The sequence below is a fragment of the Bradyrhizobium sp. 956_D2_N1_4 genome, from assembly GCF_052076025.1.
GTDB classification, from domain to species: domain Bacteria; phylum Pseudomonadota; class Alphaproteobacteria; order Rhizobiales; family Xanthobacteraceae; genus Bradyrhizobium; species Bradyrhizobium barranii.
In genome coordinates this window covers 3,899,214-3,917,316 of the sequence record NZ_CP197237.1, presented here as the reverse complement: position 1 = coordinate 3,917,316, position 18,103 = coordinate 3,899,214, and the positions used below count along the sequence as shown (strand labels likewise).

19 protein-coding genes are annotated in these 18,103 nt (G+C 65.7%); 11 read left to right on the top strand and 8 right to left on the bottom strand.

Features of this window, described 5'->3' with window-relative positions:
- Positions 1–73 precede the first annotated feature (73 nt).
- A complete protein-coding gene (locus AB7535_RS18420) occupies positions 74–1,318 on the top strand; it encodes an amidase (protein WP_354117960.1) in 1,245 nt (414 codons plus the stop codon).
- Here AB7535_RS18420 and AB7535_RS18415 read toward each other — a convergent pair.
- From AB7535_RS18415 to AB7535_RS18400, 4 genes are all read right to left on the bottom strand, one after another.
- Positions 1,310–2,512: a patatin-like phospholipase family protein gene (locus AB7535_RS18415; RefSeq protein WP_439036721.1), complete on the bottom strand. Its 1,203-nt coding sequence runs from the start codon at positions 2,510–2,512 to the stop codon at positions 1,310–1,312. The two genes, AB7535_RS18420 and AB7535_RS18415, sit on opposite strands and share 9 nt — an antisense overlap.
- Before the next feature lie 211 nt (positions 2,513–2,723).
- A complete protein-coding gene (gene plsY, locus AB7535_RS18410) occupies positions 2,724–3,320 on the bottom strand; it encodes a glycerol-3-phosphate 1-O-acyltransferase PlsY (protein ID WP_063986317.1) in 597 nt (198 codons plus the stop codon).
- Positions 3,321–3,367: 47 nt separating this feature from the next.
- A complete protein-coding gene (locus AB7535_RS18405) occupies positions 3,368–4,669 on the bottom strand; it encodes a dihydroorotase (RefSeq protein WP_166353187.1) in 1,302 nt (433 codons plus the stop codon).
- 5 nt (positions 4,670–4,674) lie between these two features.
- The gene (locus tag AB7535_RS18400; RefSeq protein WP_014494716.1) at positions 4,675–5,622 is read right to left on the bottom strand and encodes an aspartate carbamoyltransferase catalytic subunit; all 948 of its coding nucleotides are present in this window, start codon (positions 5,620–5,622) and stop codon (positions 4,675–4,677) included.
- Between the two features lie 213 nt (positions 5,623–5,835).
- Between AB7535_RS18400 and AB7535_RS18395 the strand changes: the two genes are divergently transcribed.
- Positions 5,836–6,594, top strand: coding sequence for a M15 family metallopeptidase (locus tag AB7535_RS18395; RefSeq protein ID WP_439037350.1), 759 nt, complete (start codon positions 5,836–5,838; stop codon positions 6,592–6,594).
- A 54-nt stretch (positions 6,595–6,648) separates the two neighbouring features.
- On the top strand, positions 6,649–7,413 hold the full coding sequence (locus tag AB7535_RS18390) for a lysostaphin resistance A-like protein (protein ID WP_439036720.1): 765 nt from the start codon (positions 6,649–6,651) through the stop codon (positions 7,411–7,413).
- A gap of 15 nt (positions 7,414–7,428) precedes the next feature.
- Here AB7535_RS18390 and AB7535_RS18385 read toward each other — a convergent pair whose 3' ends face one another.
- Both AB7535_RS18385 and ruvX read right to left on the bottom strand, forming a co-directional pair.
- Complete coding sequence (locus tag AB7535_RS18385; RefSeq protein ID WP_208087265.1) at positions 7,429–8,352, bottom strand: AEC family transporter; 924 nt, start codon at positions 8,350–8,352, stop codon at positions 7,429–7,431.
- Between the two features lie 3 nt (positions 8,353–8,355).
- Positions 8,356–8,841: a Holliday junction resolvase RuvX gene (gene ruvX / locus AB7535_RS18380; RefSeq protein WP_028150651.1), complete on the bottom strand. Its 486-nt coding sequence runs from the start codon at positions 8,839–8,841 to the stop codon at positions 8,356–8,358.
- 46 nt (positions 8,842–8,887) lie between these two features.
- Between ruvX and AB7535_RS18375 the strand changes: the two genes are divergently transcribed.
- The gene (locus AB7535_RS18375) at positions 8,888–9,103 is read left to right on the top strand and encodes a hypothetical protein (protein WP_247310040.1); all 216 of its coding nucleotides are present in this window, start codon (positions 8,888–8,890) and stop codon (positions 9,101–9,103) included.
- A gap of 67 nt (positions 9,104–9,170) precedes the next feature.
- Here the strand turns inward: AB7535_RS18375 and AB7535_RS18370 are convergent, their stop codons facing one another.
- Complete coding sequence (locus AB7535_RS18370) at positions 9,171–10,106, bottom strand: cyclase family protein (RefSeq protein ID WP_354124255.1); 936 nt, start codon at positions 10,104–10,106, stop codon at positions 9,171–9,173.
- Positions 10,107–10,293: 187 nt separating this feature from the next.
- Entirely contained in the window at positions 10,294–11,184 is an 891-nt protein-coding gene (locus tag AB7535_RS18365; RefSeq protein WP_439036719.1) for a LysR substrate-binding domain-containing protein, read from the bottom strand.
- Positions 11,185–11,284: 100 nt separating this feature from the next.
- Here AB7535_RS18365 and AB7535_RS18360 point away from each other — a divergent pair, with 100 nt between their 5' ends.
- The 7 genes from AB7535_RS18360 to gatB all read left to right on the top strand — a co-directional run bounded on the left by AB7535_RS18360 (position 11,285) and on the right by gatB (position 17,392).
- Positions 11,285–12,310, top strand: coding sequence for an NAD(P)H-dependent flavin oxidoreductase (locus AB7535_RS18360; RefSeq protein ID WP_439036718.1), 1,026 nt, complete (start codon positions 11,285–11,287; stop codon positions 12,308–12,310).
- Positions 12,311–12,415: 105 nt separating this feature from the next.
- Positions 12,416–13,492, top strand: coding sequence for an NAD(P)H-dependent flavin oxidoreductase (locus AB7535_RS18355; RefSeq protein WP_439036717.1), 1,077 nt, complete (start codon positions 12,416–12,418; stop codon positions 13,490–13,492).
- Positions 13,493–13,569: 77 nt separating this feature from the next.
- Positions 13,570–13,857 carry an Asp-tRNA(Asn)/Glu-tRNA(Gln) amidotransferase subunit GatC gene (gatC, locus tag AB7535_RS18350; RefSeq protein WP_063982824.1) on the top strand — a complete coding sequence of 96 codons (288 nt, stop codon included), beginning with the start codon at positions 13,570–13,572 and terminating at the stop codon, positions 13,855–13,857.
- Between the two features lie 79 nt (positions 13,858–13,936).
- Positions 13,937–14,152, top strand: coding sequence for a hypothetical protein (locus AB7535_RS18345; protein WP_014494728.1), 216 nt, complete (start codon positions 13,937–13,939; stop codon positions 14,150–14,152).
- Positions 14,149–15,624 carry an Asp-tRNA(Asn)/Glu-tRNA(Gln) amidotransferase subunit GatA gene (gene gatA, locus AB7535_RS18340; RefSeq protein WP_063982825.1) on the top strand — a complete coding sequence of 492 codons (1,476 nt, stop codon included), beginning with the start codon at positions 14,149–14,151 and terminating at the stop codon, positions 15,622–15,624. Before AB7535_RS18345 ends, gatA begins: the two co-directional genes overlap by 4 nt.
- A complete protein-coding gene (locus AB7535_RS18335; protein ID WP_094183808.1) occupies positions 15,615–15,917 on the top strand; it encodes a hypothetical protein in 303 nt (100 codons plus the stop codon). Before gatA ends, AB7535_RS18335 begins: the two co-directional genes overlap by 10 nt.
- Positions 15,914–17,392 carry an Asp-tRNA(Asn)/Glu-tRNA(Gln) amidotransferase subunit GatB gene (gene gatB / locus AB7535_RS18330; protein WP_439036716.1) on the top strand — a complete coding sequence of 493 codons (1,479 nt, stop codon included), beginning with the start codon at positions 15,914–15,916 and terminating at the stop codon, positions 17,390–17,392. The genes AB7535_RS18335 and gatB overlap by 4 nt, the downstream gene beginning before the upstream one ends.
- Positions 17,393–18,103 lie beyond the last annotated feature (711 nt).

Sequence of the window (18,103 nt, the reverse complement as noted above, 5' to 3'; positions counted from 1 at the left end):
TCGACCGCGTCCACGTGCGCTTGCGCGACCTCGTCCCGATGCTAAAAGCGATGGCAATAAGAAGGGTATTGCTATGATCTCACTCGCCGACCTCCAGCGCCGCATTGAAGCGGGCGAGCTTTCGCCCGATGACGCCATCGCCCAGTCGCACGCGGCGATCGAGGCCAGGGAGAAGGACGTCCACGCCTTCGTCCGTCACGACAAATCCGCGAAGGCGCAAGCCTCCGGCCCGCTGCGCGGCATCGCCGTCGGCATCAAGGACATCATCGACACCGCCAACATGCCGACCGAGATGGGCTCGGAGATCTATCGCGGCTGGCAGCCGCGCTCGGACGCGCCGGTCGTGATGATGCTGAAGCGGGCAGGCGCCACCATCATCGGCAAGACCACGACCACGGCGTTCGCCTCGCGCGATCCGACCCCGACGCTCAATCCGCACAATCTCGGCCATACGCCGGGCGGCTCGTCCTCGGGCTCGGCCGCGGCCGTCGGCGCCGGCATGATCCCGCTGGCGCTGGGCACCCAGACCGGCGGATCGGTGATCCGGCCCGCCGCCTATTGCGGGGCTGCCGCGATCAAGCCGTCGTTCAGGATGCTGCCGACCATCGGCGTGAAGTGCTACTCATGGGCGCTTGATACTGTCGGCCTGTTCGGATCGCGCGCGGAAGATCTCGCGCGCGGGCTGCTGGCGATCACCGGCCGCACTGAATTCGATGGCATCGCCGCGGCCAAGGCGCCGCGCATCGGCGTGGTGAGGCAGGAGTTTGCCGAGGCCGTCGAGCCGGCGGCGGAAGAGGGCTTGCAGGCTGCGATCAAGGCGGCCGAGAAGGCCGGCGCCAGTGTCAAGACCATCGATCTGCCGGAGTCGGTGCAGGAAGCCTGGCGCATCCACCCGATCATCCAGGATTTCGAGGCGCATCGCGCGCTGGCCTGGGAGTTTTCGGAGCATCACGACGAGATCGCGCCGATGCTGCGTGCCAGCCTCGATGACACCGTCGGCTTGACGCCGAAGCAATATGACGACGCGCGTCGGATCGCCCGCCGTGGCCGCCGCGAGCTCGGCGAGCTGTTCGAGGGTTTTGACGTGCTGCTGACCTATTCGGCGCCGGGCACCGCGCCGGCCAAGGAGCTCGCCTCGACCGGCTCGCCCCGCTACAATCGGCTCTGGACGCTGATGGGCAATCCTTGCGTCAACGTGCCGGTGCTGAAGGTCGGCGGCCTGCCGATCGGCGTGCAGGTGATCGCGCGCTTCGGCAACGATCCGGGCGCGCTTGCAGCGGCGTGGTTCCTGGAGGATGCGCTGGCGAAATCAGGCTAGCGCAGGCTCAGCGGCGGGCAGCACGCGTTCGGCCTCGGCGCCTGTCGCGCCTTGTCCGAGCCAACGCTCGGCGGCCTCGCGGCCACTCCGGTGCAGCGTACGAATGAAGCCGCGGCCGAGATCGGTGGATGAGCGCTGCGCCAGGCCCTCAATGGAGTCTTCGGCCGCGATCCTGGAGAGCCGCAGCGTAGGTGCGGCGGTGGCTCGCGCCCATTCGAGTGCCGCGATCTCGGCGTTGAGGGCGGCGTTGGCTGCGATCTGGTCGAGCCTGCGGTCGATCGCGGCAAGCGTGATCGGTACGTAGCTGTCGCGCGTGGGCGTGATCTGGACGAGCAGCAGATCGGAGGCTGTCGATTCCTGCGCCAGGCGCACCAGCGGCGGATTGCCGCCAATGCCGCCATCCCAATAGGCCTCGCCGTCGATCTCGACGGCGCAGTGAACCAAAGGCGGGCAGGTCGAGGCCAGCGCGACGTCGGCGGTAATGCAATCGTTGCGGAAGATCTGCTGCTGCCCATCGCGGATTCGCGTCGCGGCGATCAGCAGTTTTGGGCAGGCCGCGTTGCCCAAGGCGGCAAAATCGATGTCGCGAGACAGCGCCAGCCGCAGCGGGTCGAGGTCGAACGGATCGAACTGGCCGGAGCGCAGCGTCGGACCGAACGCGACCGAGCTTCCCGCCGGCGAGAATCCGCCGACCAGCATCAAGGAGCGGAACGAGGCCTCGTGCATCAGGCGGGCCCAGAACCGGTTCAACCGCGAATGGGCACCTTCGCGTCCGCCTTCGGCGAGGCCGGAGGCGAGCAGCAGCGCATTGATGGCGCCGGCACTGGCGCCGCTGATGGTGTCGATCTGGATGGTCGGGTGTTCCAGCAACCGCTCCAGCACGCCCCAGGTGAAGGCTGCAAAAGTGCCGCCGCCCTGAAGGGCCAGCGACAGTCTTTGCGGAGGCCATTGGTCGGAGTGCGGCTGCGCGGGCGCGACCGGCGCGGCAATGGTCACAATCTCGACTCGCGCGGCGGCTTGCGCGACGGGCGCAGGCCGGGTCACTGGCGGGGGTACGGGAGCAGGCTCGGGCGCGGGCAGCGGCGATGGCGCATCGGACCAGACATTGGTCATCGAGAGCAGCCGGCTTGCTGCGGTGCTGGAAGCACCGTGCGAACCGGACCCGTCATGCGCGCCGACCATCTTCTCGCTCATTCTGAGCTACCGCGTAACGCCATTTCCGCTGTCAGGATGACAGGCGTGGAACTCGTTCGCCACTCTGGCCGCGAGCAGCTTCCGAGTTGCGAACAGGAATTGGCACATAATGCGGAGGCGGTGCGGCGATATCCGTACTTTTTCCGGCCTTGGATTTTGTTTTGACGCGTTTTCTTGACGCGAACCGGTATCCACTTCGCTCGAAAACGCTCTAGGCCTTCTCGCCGATCCGGCTTTCCTTGCCGGATTGCAGTCGCTTGATGTTCTCGCGATGCGCGTAGAACAAGAGCAGCGTCAGCGCGGCGAACAGCGATGCAAGCGCGAGGTGCCCGAACCACCACAGGAAGATCGGGGTGATGAATGCCGCCACCAGCGCGGACAGCGAGGAGTAGCGGGTGGTGAAGGCGGTGGCGAGCCAAAGCAGGCAGAACACGATTGCGCCGGGCCAGAACAGGCCGAGCAGGATGCCGATATAGACGGCGACGCCCTTGCCGCCTTTGAACTTCAGCCAGACCGGGAAGAGATGGCCGAGGAAGGCGCCGAGCCCGGCCACCATGGCGGCATTGGGTCCCGCGATGTAGCCGGCGATCACCACCGCGACCGTGCCCTTGAGCGCGTCGAGCAGCAGGGTGCCCGCGGCAAGGCTCTTGCGGCCCGTGCGCAGCACGTTGGTGGCGCCGATGCTGCCGGAGCCGATCGAGCGAATATCCTGCGTGCCGGCGAGTTTGGTCAGGACCAGCCCGAACGGAATCGAGCCGAGCAGGTAGCCGATGACGAAGGCCACCGGCAGGAAGGCTTCAAGCCCCATGGCCGCATCTCCATGCTGAACTGCGACGCCACGCATGAATCTGCCCGTCAGACATGTTCGTAGACCGTCCGTCCGCCGACAATGGTGCGCACCACGCGGCCTGTAAAGCGGGCCTCGTCGAACGGGGTGTTCTTGCAGGGCGATTTGAGGTCGGCGGGATCGACCACCCAGGGGACGTCGGGGTCGATCACGATGACGTCGGCCGGGCTGCCGGCGCGTAGGGTTCCACCGGGCAGACCCAGGATCTCGGCCGGCCGCGTCGACATGGCCCGGATCAGCGTCTTCAGGTCGAGTTCCTCATTGTGCACGAGGCGAAGGCCCGCCGGCAGCATGGTCTCGAGCCCGATGGCACCGGGTGCTGCTTCCGCGAACGGCAGGCGCTTGACCTCGACGTCCTGCGGATTGTGGTCGGACATGATGACGTCGACGAGGCCGGAGGCGACCGCTGCGACCAGCGCGCGGCGGTCGTCCTCGGTCCGCAGCGGCGGCGACAGCTTCAGGAACGACCGGTAGGGCCCGATGTCGTTCTCGTTCAGCGCAAGATGATTGATCGAGACGGAGGCGGTCACGGCGAGGCCGGCGTCGCGGGCGCGCTTGAGGACGTCGAGCGAGTCGATACAGGTCAGCGATGCCGCGTGATAGCGCCCGCCGGTGAGCGCGACGAGACGCATGTCGCGCTCGAGCATCACGGCCTCCGCCGCGTTCGGGATGCCCATCAGGCCGAGCCGCGAGGCGAACTCGCCCTCGTTCATCACGCCTTCGCCGACGAGATCGGGATCCTCGGTGTAATGCACGATCAGCGCGTCGAAATCGCGCGCGTAGGTCAGCGCGCGGCGCATCACCTGCGCGTTAATCACGCTCTTGTCGCTGTCGCTGAAGGCGATCGCGCCGGCGGCCTTGAGGAGGCCGAACTCGGTCATCTCCTCGCCGTGCATGCCCTTGGTGAGCGCCGCCATCGGCTGGATGTTGACGATCGCGGTGTCGCGGGCGCGGCGCATCACGAAGTCGACGGTCGCCGAGTTATCGATCACCGGAGACGTGTCGGGCTGGCAGATGATGGTGGTGATGCCGCCGGTCGCAGCCGCCTGGCTCGCGGAGGCAAAGGTCTCGCGGTGGCTGAAGCCGGGCTCGCCGACGAAGGCGCGCATGTCGACCAGGCCGGGGGCCACGATCTTGCCGGCGCAGTTGACGACGTCGGTGCCCTCGGGGACGCCGGCCGCTCCGATGCCGCGACGGGTCTCGCGGATGATTCCGTCGGCGATCAGGACATCGCCGGGGCCGTCGAAATCCCTGGAGGGATCGACGACGCGGGCGTTGGCGAGCAGGATGGGACGGCGGTCAGTCAGCATGAGCATCACGCGTTCGGCAAGTTGCGGGCGAGCGCTTCGAGCACGGCCATCCGTACCGCCACGCCCATCTCGACCTGTTCGCGGATCAGCGATTGCGCGCCGTCGGCGACCGCGGTGTCGATCTCGACGCCGCGGTTCATCGGGCCGGGATGCATGACGAGAGCATCCGGCTTGGCGTAAGCGAGCTTTTTCTGGTCCAGCCCGAAATAGTTGAAATATTCGGAGGTCGACGGCACGAAGGAGCCGTTCATGCGCTCGCGCTGGAGCCGCAGCATCATGACGATATCGGCGCCGTTGAGCCCTTCGCGCATGTCGCGCGCGACCTCGACCCCCATGCGCTCGATGCCGGGCGGCAGCAGCGTCGAGGGGCCGACGACGCGGACGCGGGCGCCCATGGTGTTGAGCAGGATGATGTTGGAACGGGCCACACGCGAATGCAGCACGTCGCCGCAGATCGCGACCACGAGGCCCTCGATCCGGCCCTTGTTGCGGCGGATGGTCAGGGCGTCGAGTAGCGCCTGCGTCGGATGCTCGTGCGCGCCATCGCCGGCATTGATCACGGAACCGTCGACCTTGCGCGCCAGCAGTTCCACCGCGCCGGAGGCGTGATGGCGCACCACCAGGATGTCCGGGTGCATGGCGTTGAGCGTCATCGCGGTGTCGACCAGCGTCTCGCCCTTCTTGATGGACGAGGAGGAGACCGACATGTTCATGACGTCGGCGCCCAGCCGTTTGCCGGCGAGCTCGAACGAGGACTGGGTCCGGGTCGAGGCCTCGAAGAACAGATTTACCTGCGTCCGTCCACGCAGGACGGTCCGCTTCTTGTCAACCTGGCGGTTGAGCTCGACATATTCTTCGGACAGGTCGAGGAGGCCGGTGATGTCGGCCGCGGAAAGGCCCTCGATGCCCAGCAAATGCCGGTGGCCGAGGACGAAGGTCGATTTCGATGTCATTAAAACGAGAGCTATAGGCGGGGATGGCTGGGGGGGCAAGGGCCAATGCCGGGGCGGGGAGTTATCCCCTGATCTGTCAGGTTCGTCGCTCTGGCGTGACCTGTCGCCAGTATCTCCGTCGTGCCCGGGCTTGTCCCGGGCATCCACGATCTTCTATCGCATTTGAGGCAAAGGACGTGGATGGCCGGGACAAGCCCGGCCATGACGATGGGGATGGATCACGTGAAGTTAATCCGAATTGTGATTGCGCTGACGACGATAACGGCCGAGGCCCACGCCCAATCGCTCCCCGGCGGCTTCGTCTATTTGCGCGACATTGATCCCGGCATCATCCAGGACATCCGCTACGCCACCTCGAACAATTTCGTCGGCCGTCCGCTCGCCGGTTACGGCGCCGGCGAATGCGTGGTGAAGCGGGAGGTGGGGCTGCGGCTGAAGGCGGTTCAGCAGGAGCTGGCGGCGCAAAGCCTGTCGCTGAAGATGTTCGACTGCTACCGGCCGGCGCGGGCCTCGCTCGACATGGTGAGGTGGTCGCAGAACGGCTTCGAGACGGCGGCCGAGCGGCGCTACAATCCGAAGATCTCGAAGACCGAGCTGTTCCGCCTCGGCTACATCGCGAGCCGCTCGCAGCATTCCACGGGCGCGGCGCTCGATCTCACGCTGGTCGATCTCAAGGCTGACAATTCCGCCAGATACGACCCGTCGAAAACCTATGCCGATTGCACGGCGCCGGTCGAGGCGCGATTGCCGGAGGGCAGCGTCGACATGGGCACGGGCTACGACTGCACGGACGCGAAGGGGCACACTGCGGCACCGTCGATCAATCCGGACCAGCGCGCCTGGCGCAAGCGGCTGGTGGCCGCGATGGCGAAGCAAGGCTTTGTGAACTATGCGAAGGAGTGGTGGCATTTTTCCCTGCCGGGGGCGGGCGCGGCGGCCTATGATTTCCCGATTCCGCCGCGAACGAAGTAGATCGTCGTGCGAACGGCCCCGGAATGACGGTGCCGTCCCAACGAAAGCGCTTGAATGGACTCCCTCAATCCCGATCTCCCGCCGATGACCGTGACGCCAGCCGCACCGCGCGTCTGGAAATTCTGGGGCACGGCGGTGTGGGGCCTGCTCATCTTCGTCGCGATGTTTGTCGGCCAGATCGGTGCCATCCTCTATCTGGCCTGCGACCGTGGCGATCCCCTCGACCTGATGTCGATCCAGCGTGTCGGTCGCGAGCCCGCGGCGCTCGCGCTGTCGGTGACCATGGGCCTGCCGGCGACGCTGGCCGCGGTATGGCTCGCCATCCGCATCAAGAAGGCCTCGTTCGTCGATTACCTCGCGCTGCATTGGCCGTCCTGGAAGCAAATGCTGTTCGGCGCCATCGGGCTTGTCCTGATCGTGGTCGCCTGGGAGACGATGTCGCGGAGCCTCGGCCGCGAGGCGACGCCGGGCTTCATGACCGATCTGTTGAAATCGGGCCGCGACAAGGGCGCGGCTGTGATGCTGCTGTTCGCGTTCAGTGTCGCTGCGCCGATGTCGGAAGAGGTTTTGGCGCGCGGCTTCCTGTTTCGCGGCTGGTCGGCGAGCTTCCTGCGCGTGCCCGGCGCGATCATCCTGTCGTCACTGGTGTGGACGGTCGTGCACCTGCAGTACGACATGTACTTCCTCGCGGAGGTCTTCTCCATCGGCCTGTGGTTCGGCTACATGCGCTATCGCGCCAACTCGCTCTGGCTCACCATCGCGCTGCATGCGCTGAACAATCTGACTGCGGTGGTGCTGACGATGTGGCTGGGGAGCTGAGGCCTCGCATGAGGCCTAAGCCACCAGCGCGATCGCGATCGGCATCGTGACCGCCGCCAAGATCGTCTGCAGCGTGATGATCTGCGCCAGCAGCGGCGCATCGCCGCCCATCTGGCGTGCCAGCACATAGGCGCTGGGCGAGGTCGGCACCGCCGCGCAGATTGCGACGATCGCCAGGCTGTCGCCCGAGAGCCCGAACCAGGCGGCGAGCGCCAGCGCGAGCACGGGCATCAGCGCCAGCTTGAACGCCACGCCGATGGTCGCGCTCACGCTCGGGCGGAGCAGGCCCTTGAGCTGCAGACCGGCGCCGGTGACGAGCAGGCCGATGGCGAGCGAGGACCGGCCGAGCGCGTCCGCAACCTCGTGCCAGATCTTTGGCAGCGGCAGATGGATGACATTGATGACGAGGCCGATCACGCAGGCCCAGATCAGGGGATTGCGGACCACCGTCATGACGATGGCGCGGGCGGACTGCTTCTCGGGTGAAGCATAGTGCGCGAGCACGGCAACGCTGAACACGTTGACCAGCGGAATGATCGCGACCATCGCCACGGAGGCCAGCGCCAGTCCGACATCGCCGAACATGTTGGCCGACACCGAGAGCGCGACATAGGTCTGCCAGCGCGTCGCGCCCTGGAAGATCGAGGTGAAGGCGGGACCGTCGACGTCGAACCGCGCGAGCGCCGGGCGGAGCGCGAGGCAGAGCAGTGACATCGCGAGCACCGACAGCAACAGCGCGCCGCCGACGCCGGCGACCGGCACCCTGGAGAGGTCGGCCTTCACCAGCGTCTGGATCAGCAGCATCGGGAACAGCACGAAATAGGTCAGCCGCTCCAGCCCATGCCATTGCGTGTCGAGCCGCATCAGGGTGCGCCTCAGCACCACGCCGAGCACGATGAGGATGAAGACCGGCAGCAGCGCCGCGATCACGACGGCCATGGATCAGCCCGATGCCGCGCGAAGATTGGCGAGGCGGTCGAGCGCGCCTTGCAGGATGAAGATCGCAGCGTGCTCGTCGATCACTTCGGCGCGCTTGGCGCGGCTGACGTCCATGCCGATCAGCTCGCGCTCGACCGCTGCGGTCGACAGGCGCTCGTCCCAGAGGCCGATGGGGAGTGTGGTCAGCCCGGCAAGGTTGCGGGCGAAGGCGCGGGTCGATTGCGCGCGCGGGCCCTCGCTGCCGTCCATGTTGATGGGGAGGCCGAGCACGAAGCCGACCGCCTTGCGCTCGGCCGCGATCGCGAGCAACCGCGCCGCGTCCTGCTTGAACGCCTTGCGCTGGATGGTCTCGACGCCCGTCGCGAGGCGCCGGTCCGGATTGGACACGGCAACGCCAATGGTCTTGGTGCCGAGGTCAAGGCCGACCAACCCGCCGCGTTCGGGCCAGTGGGTTGCAGCATCGATCAGGGGCAGGATAAGAGCCGGCATGGGACTAGCGCTTATCACGCGTCGCGCTGCGGAGTGAACCCGGAACATGGATGCACTGACACTATTCGGCCTGTTTGCCGTGACGGCGATGCTGGTCTGCTATGCCCTGGAGGATCGCAGCCATTGGTTCGTGCTGCTGTTCGCGGCGTCCTGCGCGCTCGGCTCGGCTTACGGCTTCCTGCAAGGCGCCTGGCCGTTTGGCCTCGTCGAATCCATCTGGGCCTTCGTTGCATTGCGGCGATGGCATCTGAGGCCGCGATGACGGACAGGTCGGGCGAGGGCGCCTGCCGGGCGGCAGGCCGATCCTCGCCCGCTGAGTCCGTCGCCGATCAGCGGATTGCGATCGGGTTGATCATCGCCTGCACGCCGCCGGTCCAGCGCGGCTGTCCGAGCACGAACAGGAATTCGTAGCCCTTGTCGCGAGCGAGCGCGGCGGTGTCCATGTTCTCGAGGATGTAGGTCCCGTTCATGGCGAGCAGGATCTGGTGCACCTCGAACACGTTCTTGGACTCGAACGGCAGCACCTCGAGCGCCCAGGTGTCGGCACCGATGGCGACCACGCCCTTGCCGGTCAGGTACTTCGCGCCTTCGACGCCGAGACCGGGCTCGCCGGCCGAATAGCGTTTGTCGTCCTTACCGATCAGGCTGAGCCAGCCGGTGTGGAAGAGGACGACGTCACCCTGGCGGATCTCGACGTTCTGCTGCTTGGCGGCTTCCTCGATCTCCTTGACGTTGAAGGCGGTGCCTTCCTTCACGATGTCGGTCTTGAAATAGGCGGCCATGTCGAGCAGCACGCCGCGCGTGACCATCGGTGGGACCTTCTCGATACCGAGCTTCTTCAAGCCATTCGGATCGGCGAAATCGGCGAGCTTGTTGCCGTTGTAATAGACGTGCTCGACGCCGAGATGGCCGAGGCCGTCGAGCTGGCTGCCGATGCCGACCCACGTATCAAGGATGTCGTCGTTATAGGTCGCCTTGTTCGGACCGAGACCCGGGCTGCCGGCCTGTCCGGGCTGAACGATGGTGAGCTTGAACGTGCGTGGCGGATAGGCGGGTGTCTGTGGCGTGACGGGAATGCCGAGGGCGTAGGTCTTGCCGGTCTTCACCAGCGAGGCGGCCTTCACCACCAGCTCCGGCGTCATGTAGTTGGCGGCACCGATCTCGTCGTTCGGTCCCCATTTCGATTTGGTCCAGTCTTGTGCGCTTGCAGTTCCTGATATCGCCGACAACGCGGCGACACAGCACAACACGAGCGTATTGCGCATCGATAGTCCTCCCGATGTTTTGGCTTCGTTGTGTTTTCGCGCTGGCCAGTGACACATCCTAACGTAGAACGGATGCGTGCTTCAAAGCATTTCGAGGTGCTGCGCTGCGGCGGCTGAACGCAGCGCAGACCAATTCAAGCGCGATGGATTTGTGACGAATTTCGCCGCGTGGAACGCTGCGCCGGTGTCAGGCCGCGATGACGTCGTTGTCTTTCTTCAGGCAGGACATGAAACCGCTGAGCGCGCTGTATTGATGTCCGCCGCTGCGCTGGATGAAGAGCGTCTCGACGCGCGCATGCGACGGGCCCAGCGTGTGGATCGACACGCTGCCGGCCATCGCGCTACGTTCGACCACGGCGCGCGGCAGCAGCGTCACGCCCATGCCGGCGGCGACACAGCCGATCATGCCGTCGAGCGTGCCGAGCTCGAAGCGTGCGGCCGACGGCCAGCCGAACTCGACAAAGATCTGTTCGAGACGCTGGCGGTAGGTGCAGCCGGTGCGGAACACCAGCGCAGTCGGACCGGACTCCGGCGTGCCGGCGCGCAGCTCGGCAAGTGAGGCCCAGCGCCGCGCGCTGACCAGCACCAGCTCTTCACGAAACGCGCTCGTCGCAGTGAGGTCGGCATGTGCGATGGGACCCGCGACGAAGGCACCGTCGAGCGTGCCTTCGAGCACGCCCGCGACGAGGTCGGCGGTGGTCGCGGTGCGCAGGCTCAGCCGCACGGCAGGGAAGCTGCGGTGGAAATCGGCGAGGAGGGACGGCAAGCGCACGGCTGCCGTCGTCTCCATCGAGCCGATCGCGAGCGGTCCCTTCGGCTCGCCGTCGTCACGCGCAGCGAGCACGGCCTCCCGTGATAGCGCGGCCATCCGCTGTGCGTAGGGGAGGAGGCGTTTGCCGGCGCCGGTCAGCGTCATGCCACGGCTGTGGCGTTCGAACAGCGGTGTGCCGATCTCCGCTTCCAGCGCCTTCACGCGTTGGGTGACGTTGGATTGCACCGTGTTGAGCTCTTCGGCGGCGCGGGTGATGCCGCCGGTACGGGCGACGGCGGCAAAGGTCTGGATATCGCTGAGTTCCATGGTGGCGTCGTTTCGCTTTTGTGATGGCAGCGTTCGCAACAATTCATTTTTCGAGAATGCTAGTCGCGCCTAGTCTCCCTGTCCAGATCAGGGAGGGGCTATGCCCATTGAGACGTCGCTGACCAGGCTGCTGGAGATTGAGCATCCCATCCTGCTGGCGCCGATGGACATCGTTGCCGGCAGCCGGCTTGTGACGGCTGTGAGCCGTGCCGGCGGTTTCGGCATTCTGGGCGGCGGCTATGGCGAGAAGGTGTGGCTGGAGCAGGAGACTGCGAAGCTTGCGGGCTTGTCGGCGCCATTCGGGATCGGCTTCATCACCTGGAGCCTCGCCAAGCGGCCCGAGCTTCTCGATGTCGCTCTTGCCGCAAAACCGTCTGCGATCATGTTGTCGTTTGGCGATCCCGCGCCGTTCGCGCCGAAGATCAAGTCCGCAGGTGCACGCCTGATCTGCCAGGTGCAGGATGAAGCCATGGCGCGGCAGGCGCTCGATGCCGGCGCCGACATCCTGATCGCGCAGGGCACGGAGGCGGGTGGTCACGGCGCCTCTCGCACCACCGTCGATCTCGTGCCTGCAATCGTCGATCTTGCCGCGGGCCACGTGCCTGTCGTCGCGGCCGGCGGCATCGCCGACGGGCGCGGTCTCGCCGCCATGATGATGCTGGGCGCGAGCGGCGTGCTGCTCGGCACGCGCTTCTATGCGAGCCAGGAGGCTGATGGCGCGGAGGAGGCCAAGCGGCGTATCTGCGCAGCGAACAGCGGCACGACCGTGCGCGGCATCATCTTCGATCTCTCGCGCAACAATGTCTGGCCGGCGCCGTTCACGGGAAGGTGCCTCATCAACGACCACGCCAGGCGCTGGATCGGCCGCGAGGTCGAGCTGATGCAGAATGTTGCCGCAGTCGCGGCGGATTATGCGGCCGCGAAAGCAGTCGGCAATTTCGATGTCGCGGCCGTGATCGCGGGCGAGGCGGTCGGATTGATTCATGATATTGCACCGGCCGCCGAGATTGTGGAGCGGATTGCGATTGAAGCGGGGCAATTGCTCGCCGGCCGGCGCAACTCGGTTTCTTCTTTTCCTTCTCCCCTTGTGGGAGAAGGTGGCGCGGATGCAATCCGCGCCGGATGAGGGGTCTGTCTCCGCGGATGCAAACCCCTCGCCCGTCTCGCCGCTGCGCGGCGATCCACCCTCTCGCACAAGGGGAGAGGGAAGAGCGAACATGAGGCAAGAATTATGTGGCCTGACCGTCGACTGATCGATCTCTTCAAGACCGAATTCCCGATCGTGCTGGCGCCGATGGCCGGTGTGATGGATGCCGAACTGGTGATCGCCGTGGCAGAGGGCGGCGGGCTCGGCTCGCTGCCGAGCGCGATGCTGTCGCCGGAGAAGGCGCGCGAGCAGGTCAACATCATTCGCCAGCGCGTGAAGGCGCCGGTGAACATGAACTTCTTCTGCCACACGCCGGTTGACCTCACGGCCGAAGCCGAAGCGCGCTGGAAGCAGCGGCTCACGGGCTATTACACCGAGCACGGCCTCGATCCCGCCGCGCCCATCAACGCCGCGAACCGTGCGCCGTTCGACACCGCGTTCTGCGAGGTCGTCGAGGAGCTGAAGCCGGAGATCGTCAGCTTTCATTTCGGCCTGCCGGATCAGGCGCTGCTCAAGCGCGTCAAGGCTGCCGGCTGCCTCGTCATCTCGTCCGCTACGACGGTGAAGGAAGCAGTCTGGCTGGAAGAGCGCGGCGTCGATGCCGTCATTGCGCAAGGCGCCGAGGCCGGCGGCCATCGCGGCATGTTCCTGACCGACAAGATCTCCGAGCAGCCCGGCACCTTTGCGCTGGTGCCGCAGGTCGCCGACGCCGTGAAGGTGCCTGTCATCGCGGCCGGTGGTATCGCCGACGGGCGCGGCATCGCTGCAGCCTTCGCGCTCGGCGCCTCCGGCGTGCAGATCGGCAGCGCCTATCTGCGCTGCCCGGAATCCAAGGTCAGCGCGGGCGGGCGCAAGGCGCTGGCTGAAGCGCGGGACGATTCCACCGTCATCACCAATGTCATGACCGGGCGTCCGGCGCGCGGCGTCCAGAACCGCCTGATGCGCGAAGCCGGCCCGATCTCGCCCGAGGCGCCGCCTTTTCCCCATGCCGCGACCGCGCTGGGGCCGCTCAAGGCAGCTGCCGAAAAGCAGGGCAGGGTGGATTTTACCAATCTCTGGGCCGGCCAGGCCGTGGCCCTGGGCCGTGAGGTCGCCGCGGCCGAATTGACCCGGGATTTTGCCAAATCGGCCCTGGCCCGCATGAAGGGACTGTCTGGCTAAGGTCGCGCCGCCGGTTGCGGCGCAAAACCGGCCTCTGCTATACGGCAGTTAGATTTTGCCGTGAGAGGCCTTATATAATGTCCGTCGACGACGCTACCGTCCGCCGCATCGCGCATCTGGCGCGCATTGCGGTTTCCGAGGGCGAGGTTCCGCATCTGCAGGGCGAGCTCAACGCCATGCTCGCCTTTGTCGAGCAGCTCTCGGAGGTCAACGTCGAGGGCGTGGAGCCGATGACCTCGGTCACCCCGATGCAGATGAAGAAGCGGCAGGACGTGGTCAATGACGGCGAGATCGCCGACGATATCGTTGCCAACGCGCCCGCGACCGAAGGTCACTTCTTTCTTGTGCCCAAGGTGGTCGAGTGACGTAGCGTTTTCGAGCGAAGTGGAAGCCGGTTCGCGTAAAGAAAACGCGTCAAACTAAAGAGCCTTAGGACCAAGTCCGATGTGCATGCTTTGCGACGATGAGAAGGCCTATCAGGCCTACATGAACTATCTCGACAAGATGGAGCGGCAGGGCAAGGCTGCCGATCCCAACGTCGCCGTCAATGCCGTGCTCGACGAGATCGAGGCCGCCGCGAACGCCGCCGCCAAGAAAAAAGACGACCCGGCCAACGACAAAACCCTGTCTCCGTTCTTCTGCAGCCCGATCAATAAATGACCGATTTGACATCGCTGACGCTCGCCGAGGCCCGCAAGGGTCTCGCGGCCAAGACTTTCACGTCCCTCGAGCTGACCGACGCGCATCTGAACGCGATCGAAGCAGCACGCGTGCTCAATGCCTTCGTGATGGAGACGCCCGATCGCGCGCGCGACATGGCGAAGGCCGTGGACGAAAAGATCGCCAAGGGTGAGGGCGGCCCGCTCGCCGGCATTCCGCTCGGCATCAAGGACCTGTTCGCGACCAAGGGCGTGCGCACCACGGCGTGCTCGAAGATCCTCGGCAATTTCGTGCCGACCTATGAGTCCACCGTGACCTCGCAGCTGTGGCGCGACGGCGCCGTGATGCTCGGCAAGCTCAACAATGACGAGTTCGCGATGGGCTCGGCCAACGAGACCTCGTGCTTCGGCCCCGTCGGCAATCCCTGGCGGCGCGAGGGAAGCAACACGACGCTGGTGCCGGGCGGCTCGTCCGGCGGCTCAGCCTCGGCCGTGGCGGCGTTGCTGTGCATGGGCGCGACCGCGACCGACACCGGCGGCTCGATCCGCCAGCCGGCCGCGTTCACCGCGACCGTCGGCATCAAGCCGACCTATGGCCGCTGCTCGCGCTGGGGCATCGTCGCCTTCGCCTCTTCGCTCGACCAGGCCGGTCCGATCGCGCGCAGCGTGCGCGATAGCGCGATGCTGCTGCGCTCGATGGCCGGACACGATCCAAAGGACACGACGTCGGTCGACATTGCCGTGCCGGACTATGAGGCCGCGATCGGCAAGTCCGTGAAGGGCATCAGGATCGGCATCCCCAAGGAGTATCGCCTCGACGGCATGCCGGCCGAGATCGAGAAGCTCTGGAGCGAGGGCGCGGCTTGGCTGAAGGCGGCCGGCGCCGAGCTCGTCGAGGTGTCGCTGCCGCACACCAAATACGCGCTGCCGGCCTATTACATCGTGGCGCCGGCGGAGGCGTCCTCCAACCTCGCGCGCTATGACGGCGTCCGCTACGGACTGCGCGAGCAGGGCAAGAACATCATCGAGCTCTACGAGAACAGCCGCGCCGAGGGTTTTGGCGCGGAGGTGAAGCGCCGCGTCATGATCGGCACCTATGTGCTCTCGGCCGGCTATTACGACGCCTATTATCTGCGCGCGCAGAAGGTGCGGACGCTGATCAAGAAGGATTTTGAGGACTGCTTCGCCAAGGGCGTCGACGCGATCCTGACGCCGGCGACGCCGTCGGCGGCCTTCGGCATCGGCGAGAAGGGCGGGGCGGATCCCGTCGAGATGTATCTCAACGATATCTTCACGGTGACCGTGAACATGGCGGGCCTGCCAGGCATCGCCGTGCCTGCCGGCAAGGATGCGCAAGGCCTGCCGCTCGGCCTGCAGCTGATCGGCAGGCCGTTCGACGAGGAGACGCTGTTCTCGCTCGGCGAGGTGATCGAGCAGGCCGCCGGCCGCTTCACGCCCGCGAGGTGGTGGTGAATGTCGCCGCGTTCATCGCGAGCCTCGACGGCGCGGCGCCGGCGCCGGATCTGAACGCGCCGCTCGCCGGCCTCTGGTGGGCCGCGAAGGGCGACTGGGATCAGGCGCACAAGATCGTTCAGGACGAGAACAGCCGCGACGCCGCCTGGGTGCACGCCTATCTGCATCGGGTCGAAGGCGATCTCGGCAATGCCGGCTACTGGTATCGCCAGGCCGGCCAACCCGCGGCAAAGGATTCATTGGAGGCGGAGTGGGAGCGGATCGCTGCCACGCTGCTCGGGAGCAGGACATGAGCACGGCCACGCACAAGCTTCTCAAGGGCGCCACCGGTGACTGGGAGATGGTCATCGGCATGGAGATCCATGCCCAGGTGACCTCGAACTCAAAACTGTTCTCGGGCGCGTCGACCACGTTCGGCGGCGAGCCGAACAGCCACGTGTCGCTGGTCGATGCCGCGATGCCAGGCATGCTGCCCGTCATCAACGAGGAATGCGTCAGACAGGCTGTCCGGACCGGGCTCGGGCTGAACGCGCAGATCAATCTGCGTTCGGTGTTCGACCGCAAGAACTATTTCTATCCGGACTCGCCGCAGGGCTACCAGATCAGCCAGTACAAGTCGCCGATCGTCGGCGAAGGTGAGGTCGTGGTCGAACTGGATGGCGGCAAGACCGCGACCATCGGCATCGAGCGCCTTCATCTTGAGCAGGACGCCGGCAAGTTGCTGCACGATCAGTCGCCGGCCATGTCCCATGTCGATCTCAACCGTTGCGGCGTGGCGCTGATGGAGATCGTCTCCAAGCCCGACATCCGCGACGCCGAGCAGGCCAAGGCCTATGTGACCAAGCTGCGCTCGATCCTGCGCTATCTCGGCACCTGCGACGGCGACATGGAGAAGGGATCTTTGCGCGCCGACGTCAACGTCTCCGTGCGCAAGCCGGGTGCACCGCTCGGCACCCGCTGCGAGATCAAGAACATGAACTCGATCACCTTCATCGGCCAGGCGATCGAGTACGAGGCGCGGCGCCAGATCGAGATCCTCGAGGACGGCGGGGAGATCGACCAGGAAACGCGGCTCTACGACCCCAACAAGGGCGAGACGCGATCGATGCGGTCCAAGGAAGAGGCGCACGACTACCGCTACTTCCCCGATCCCGACCTGCTGCCGCTCGAATTCTCGCAAAGCTTCGTCGACGAGCTGAAGACAGAGCTGCCGGAGCTGCCGGACCAGAAGAAGGCGCGCTTCGTCGCTGATTTCGGCCTGTCGGCTTACGATGCGAGCGTGCTGGTCGCCGAGCGCGAGAGCGCGGTGTTCTACGAGACGGTGCTGGACACGCTCGGCAACCGTGCCCGCGACGGCAAGATGGCGGCGAACTGGGTGATCAACGAGCTGTTCGGCCGTCTCAACAAGGAAGGCCGGGATATTGCGGCCTCTCCCGTCAACGCCGAGCAGTTGGCTGCGATCATCGACCTGATCGGCGAGGGCACGATCTCCGGCAAGATCGCCAAGGATCTGTTCGAGATCGTCTGGCAGGAGGGCGGCGATCCGCGCGCGCTGGTCGAAAGCCGTGGCATGAAGCAGGTCACCGACCTCTCGGCGATCGAGAAGGTGGTCGACGACATCATCGCGGCCAATCCCGACAAGGCCGCGCAGGTCAAGGACAAGCCGCAGTCGCTCGGCTGGTTCGTCGGCCAGGTGATGAAGGCGTCCGGCGGCAAGGCCAACCCGCAGAGCGTCAACGACCTCTTGAAGTCGAAGCTCGGCATCTGACGTCACACGTTCGAACGAGGTGACGGATACGCTTCGTCACCTCGTTTCCGGTTCGCGCTGCGACGCTCGCGCGCACCCTCGGCGGCAAACTCCATCCCGACCGACGGCGATGCGGCGACCGAATCGCCGCCACGCGATTCGCGCAAAACGGCGGCTTCCACACGCGCTGACGAGCGCTTGCGCCGTTAAGCATGAAAATATTTTCGTTGCCAAAACTCGCGACTCAGAGTCCGCGAAGCGCCCTTGCGCAGCGATCGCGGGATCGACGATGCACATCATCGCATCGCGCATGCGCAATGCGCGCGTGCAGAAAAATACTTGCCGTGTAGTGTTTTTCTGCAATCGCATCTCGCGCAAACATCGACGATGCGGGCACTCCCCGCGATCGCGAGCACGCGTCATGCAGTGCGCCCGCATCGCGCTCGCCAAGCGCAGGCGCGTTGTGCCGTCAACACTTCTTTAAGCGAGAAGCTGTTTTTTTCGTCGTGTTGGTGTATTCGGGATGAGTGTGCATTCGATCCCCGACTGCATGCAGCGATTACAGCCATCTCACACATCGGAGGGCAACATGGCCAAGAAAGCGAAGAAGGCGAAGAAGGCGAAGAAGGCGAAGAGCGCAGTGAAGAAGACTGCGAAGAAGACCCGCAAGGTCGCGAAGAAGAAGTAACTTCGCTTCTGAAGTTGCCGGCTCCTAGAGAGCCGGCACGTCAT

Coding starts and splice junctions, on each gene's coding strand:
- AB7535_RS18420 (WP_354117960.1), top strand. CDS start 74: ATGATCTCACTCGCCGACCTCCAGCGCCGCATTGAAGCGGGCGAGCTT.
- AB7535_RS18415 (WP_439036721.1), bottom strand. CDS start 2,512: ATGAGCGAGAAGATGGTCGGCGCGCATGACGGGTCCGGTTCGCACGGT.
- plsY (WP_063986317.1), bottom strand. CDS start 3,320: ATGGGGCTTGAAGCCTTCCTGCCGGTGGCCTTCGTCATCGGCTACCTG.
- AB7535_RS18405 (WP_166353187.1), bottom strand. CDS start 4,669: ATGCTGACTGACCGCCGTCCCATCCTGCTCGCCAACGCCCGCGTCGTC.
- AB7535_RS18400 (WP_014494716.1), bottom strand. CDS start 5,622: ATGACATCGAAATCGACCTTCGTCCTCGGCCACCGGCATTTGCTGGGC.
- AB7535_RS18395 (WP_439037350.1), top strand. CDS start 5,836: ATGGATCACGTGAAGTTAATCCGAATTGTGATTGCGCTGACGACGATA.
- AB7535_RS18390 (WP_439036720.1), top strand. CDS start 6,649: ATGGACTCCCTCAATCCCGATCTCCCGCCGATGACCGTGACGCCAGCC.
- AB7535_RS18385 (WP_208087265.1), bottom strand. CDS start 8,352: ATGGCCGTCGTGATCGCGGCGCTGCTGCCGGTCTTCATCCTCATCGTG.
- ruvX (WP_028150651.1), bottom strand. CDS start 8,841: ATGCCGGCTCTTATCCTGCCCCTGATCGATGCTGCAACCCACTGGCCC.
- AB7535_RS18375 (WP_247310040.1), top strand. CDS start 8,888: ATGGATGCACTGACACTATTCGGCCTGTTTGCCGTGACGGCGATGCTG.
- AB7535_RS18370 (WP_354124255.1), bottom strand. CDS start 10,106: ATGCGCAATACGCTCGTGTTGTGCTGTGTCGCCGCGTTGTCGGCGATA.
- AB7535_RS18365 (WP_439036719.1), bottom strand. CDS start 11,184: ATGGAACTCAGCGATATCCAGACCTTTGCCGCCGTCGCCCGTACCGGC.
- AB7535_RS18360 (WP_439036718.1), top strand. CDS start 11,285: ATGCCCATTGAGACGTCGCTGACCAGGCTGCTGGAGATTGAGCATCCC.
- AB7535_RS18355 (WP_439036717.1), top strand. CDS start 12,416: ATGTGGCCTGACCGTCGACTGATCGATCTCTTCAAGACCGAATTCCCG.
- gatC (WP_063982824.1), top strand. CDS start 13,570: ATGTCCGTCGACGACGCTACCGTCCGCCGCATCGCGCATCTGGCGCGC.
- AB7535_RS18345 (WP_014494728.1), top strand. CDS start 13,937: ATGTGCATGCTTTGCGACGATGAGAAGGCCTATCAGGCCTACATGAAC.
- gatA (WP_063982825.1), top strand. CDS start 14,149: ATGACCGATTTGACATCGCTGACGCTCGCCGAGGCCCGCAAGGGTCTC.
- gatB (WP_439036716.1), top strand. CDS start 15,914: ATGAGCACGGCCACGCACAAGCTTCTCAAGGGCGCCACCGGTGACTGG.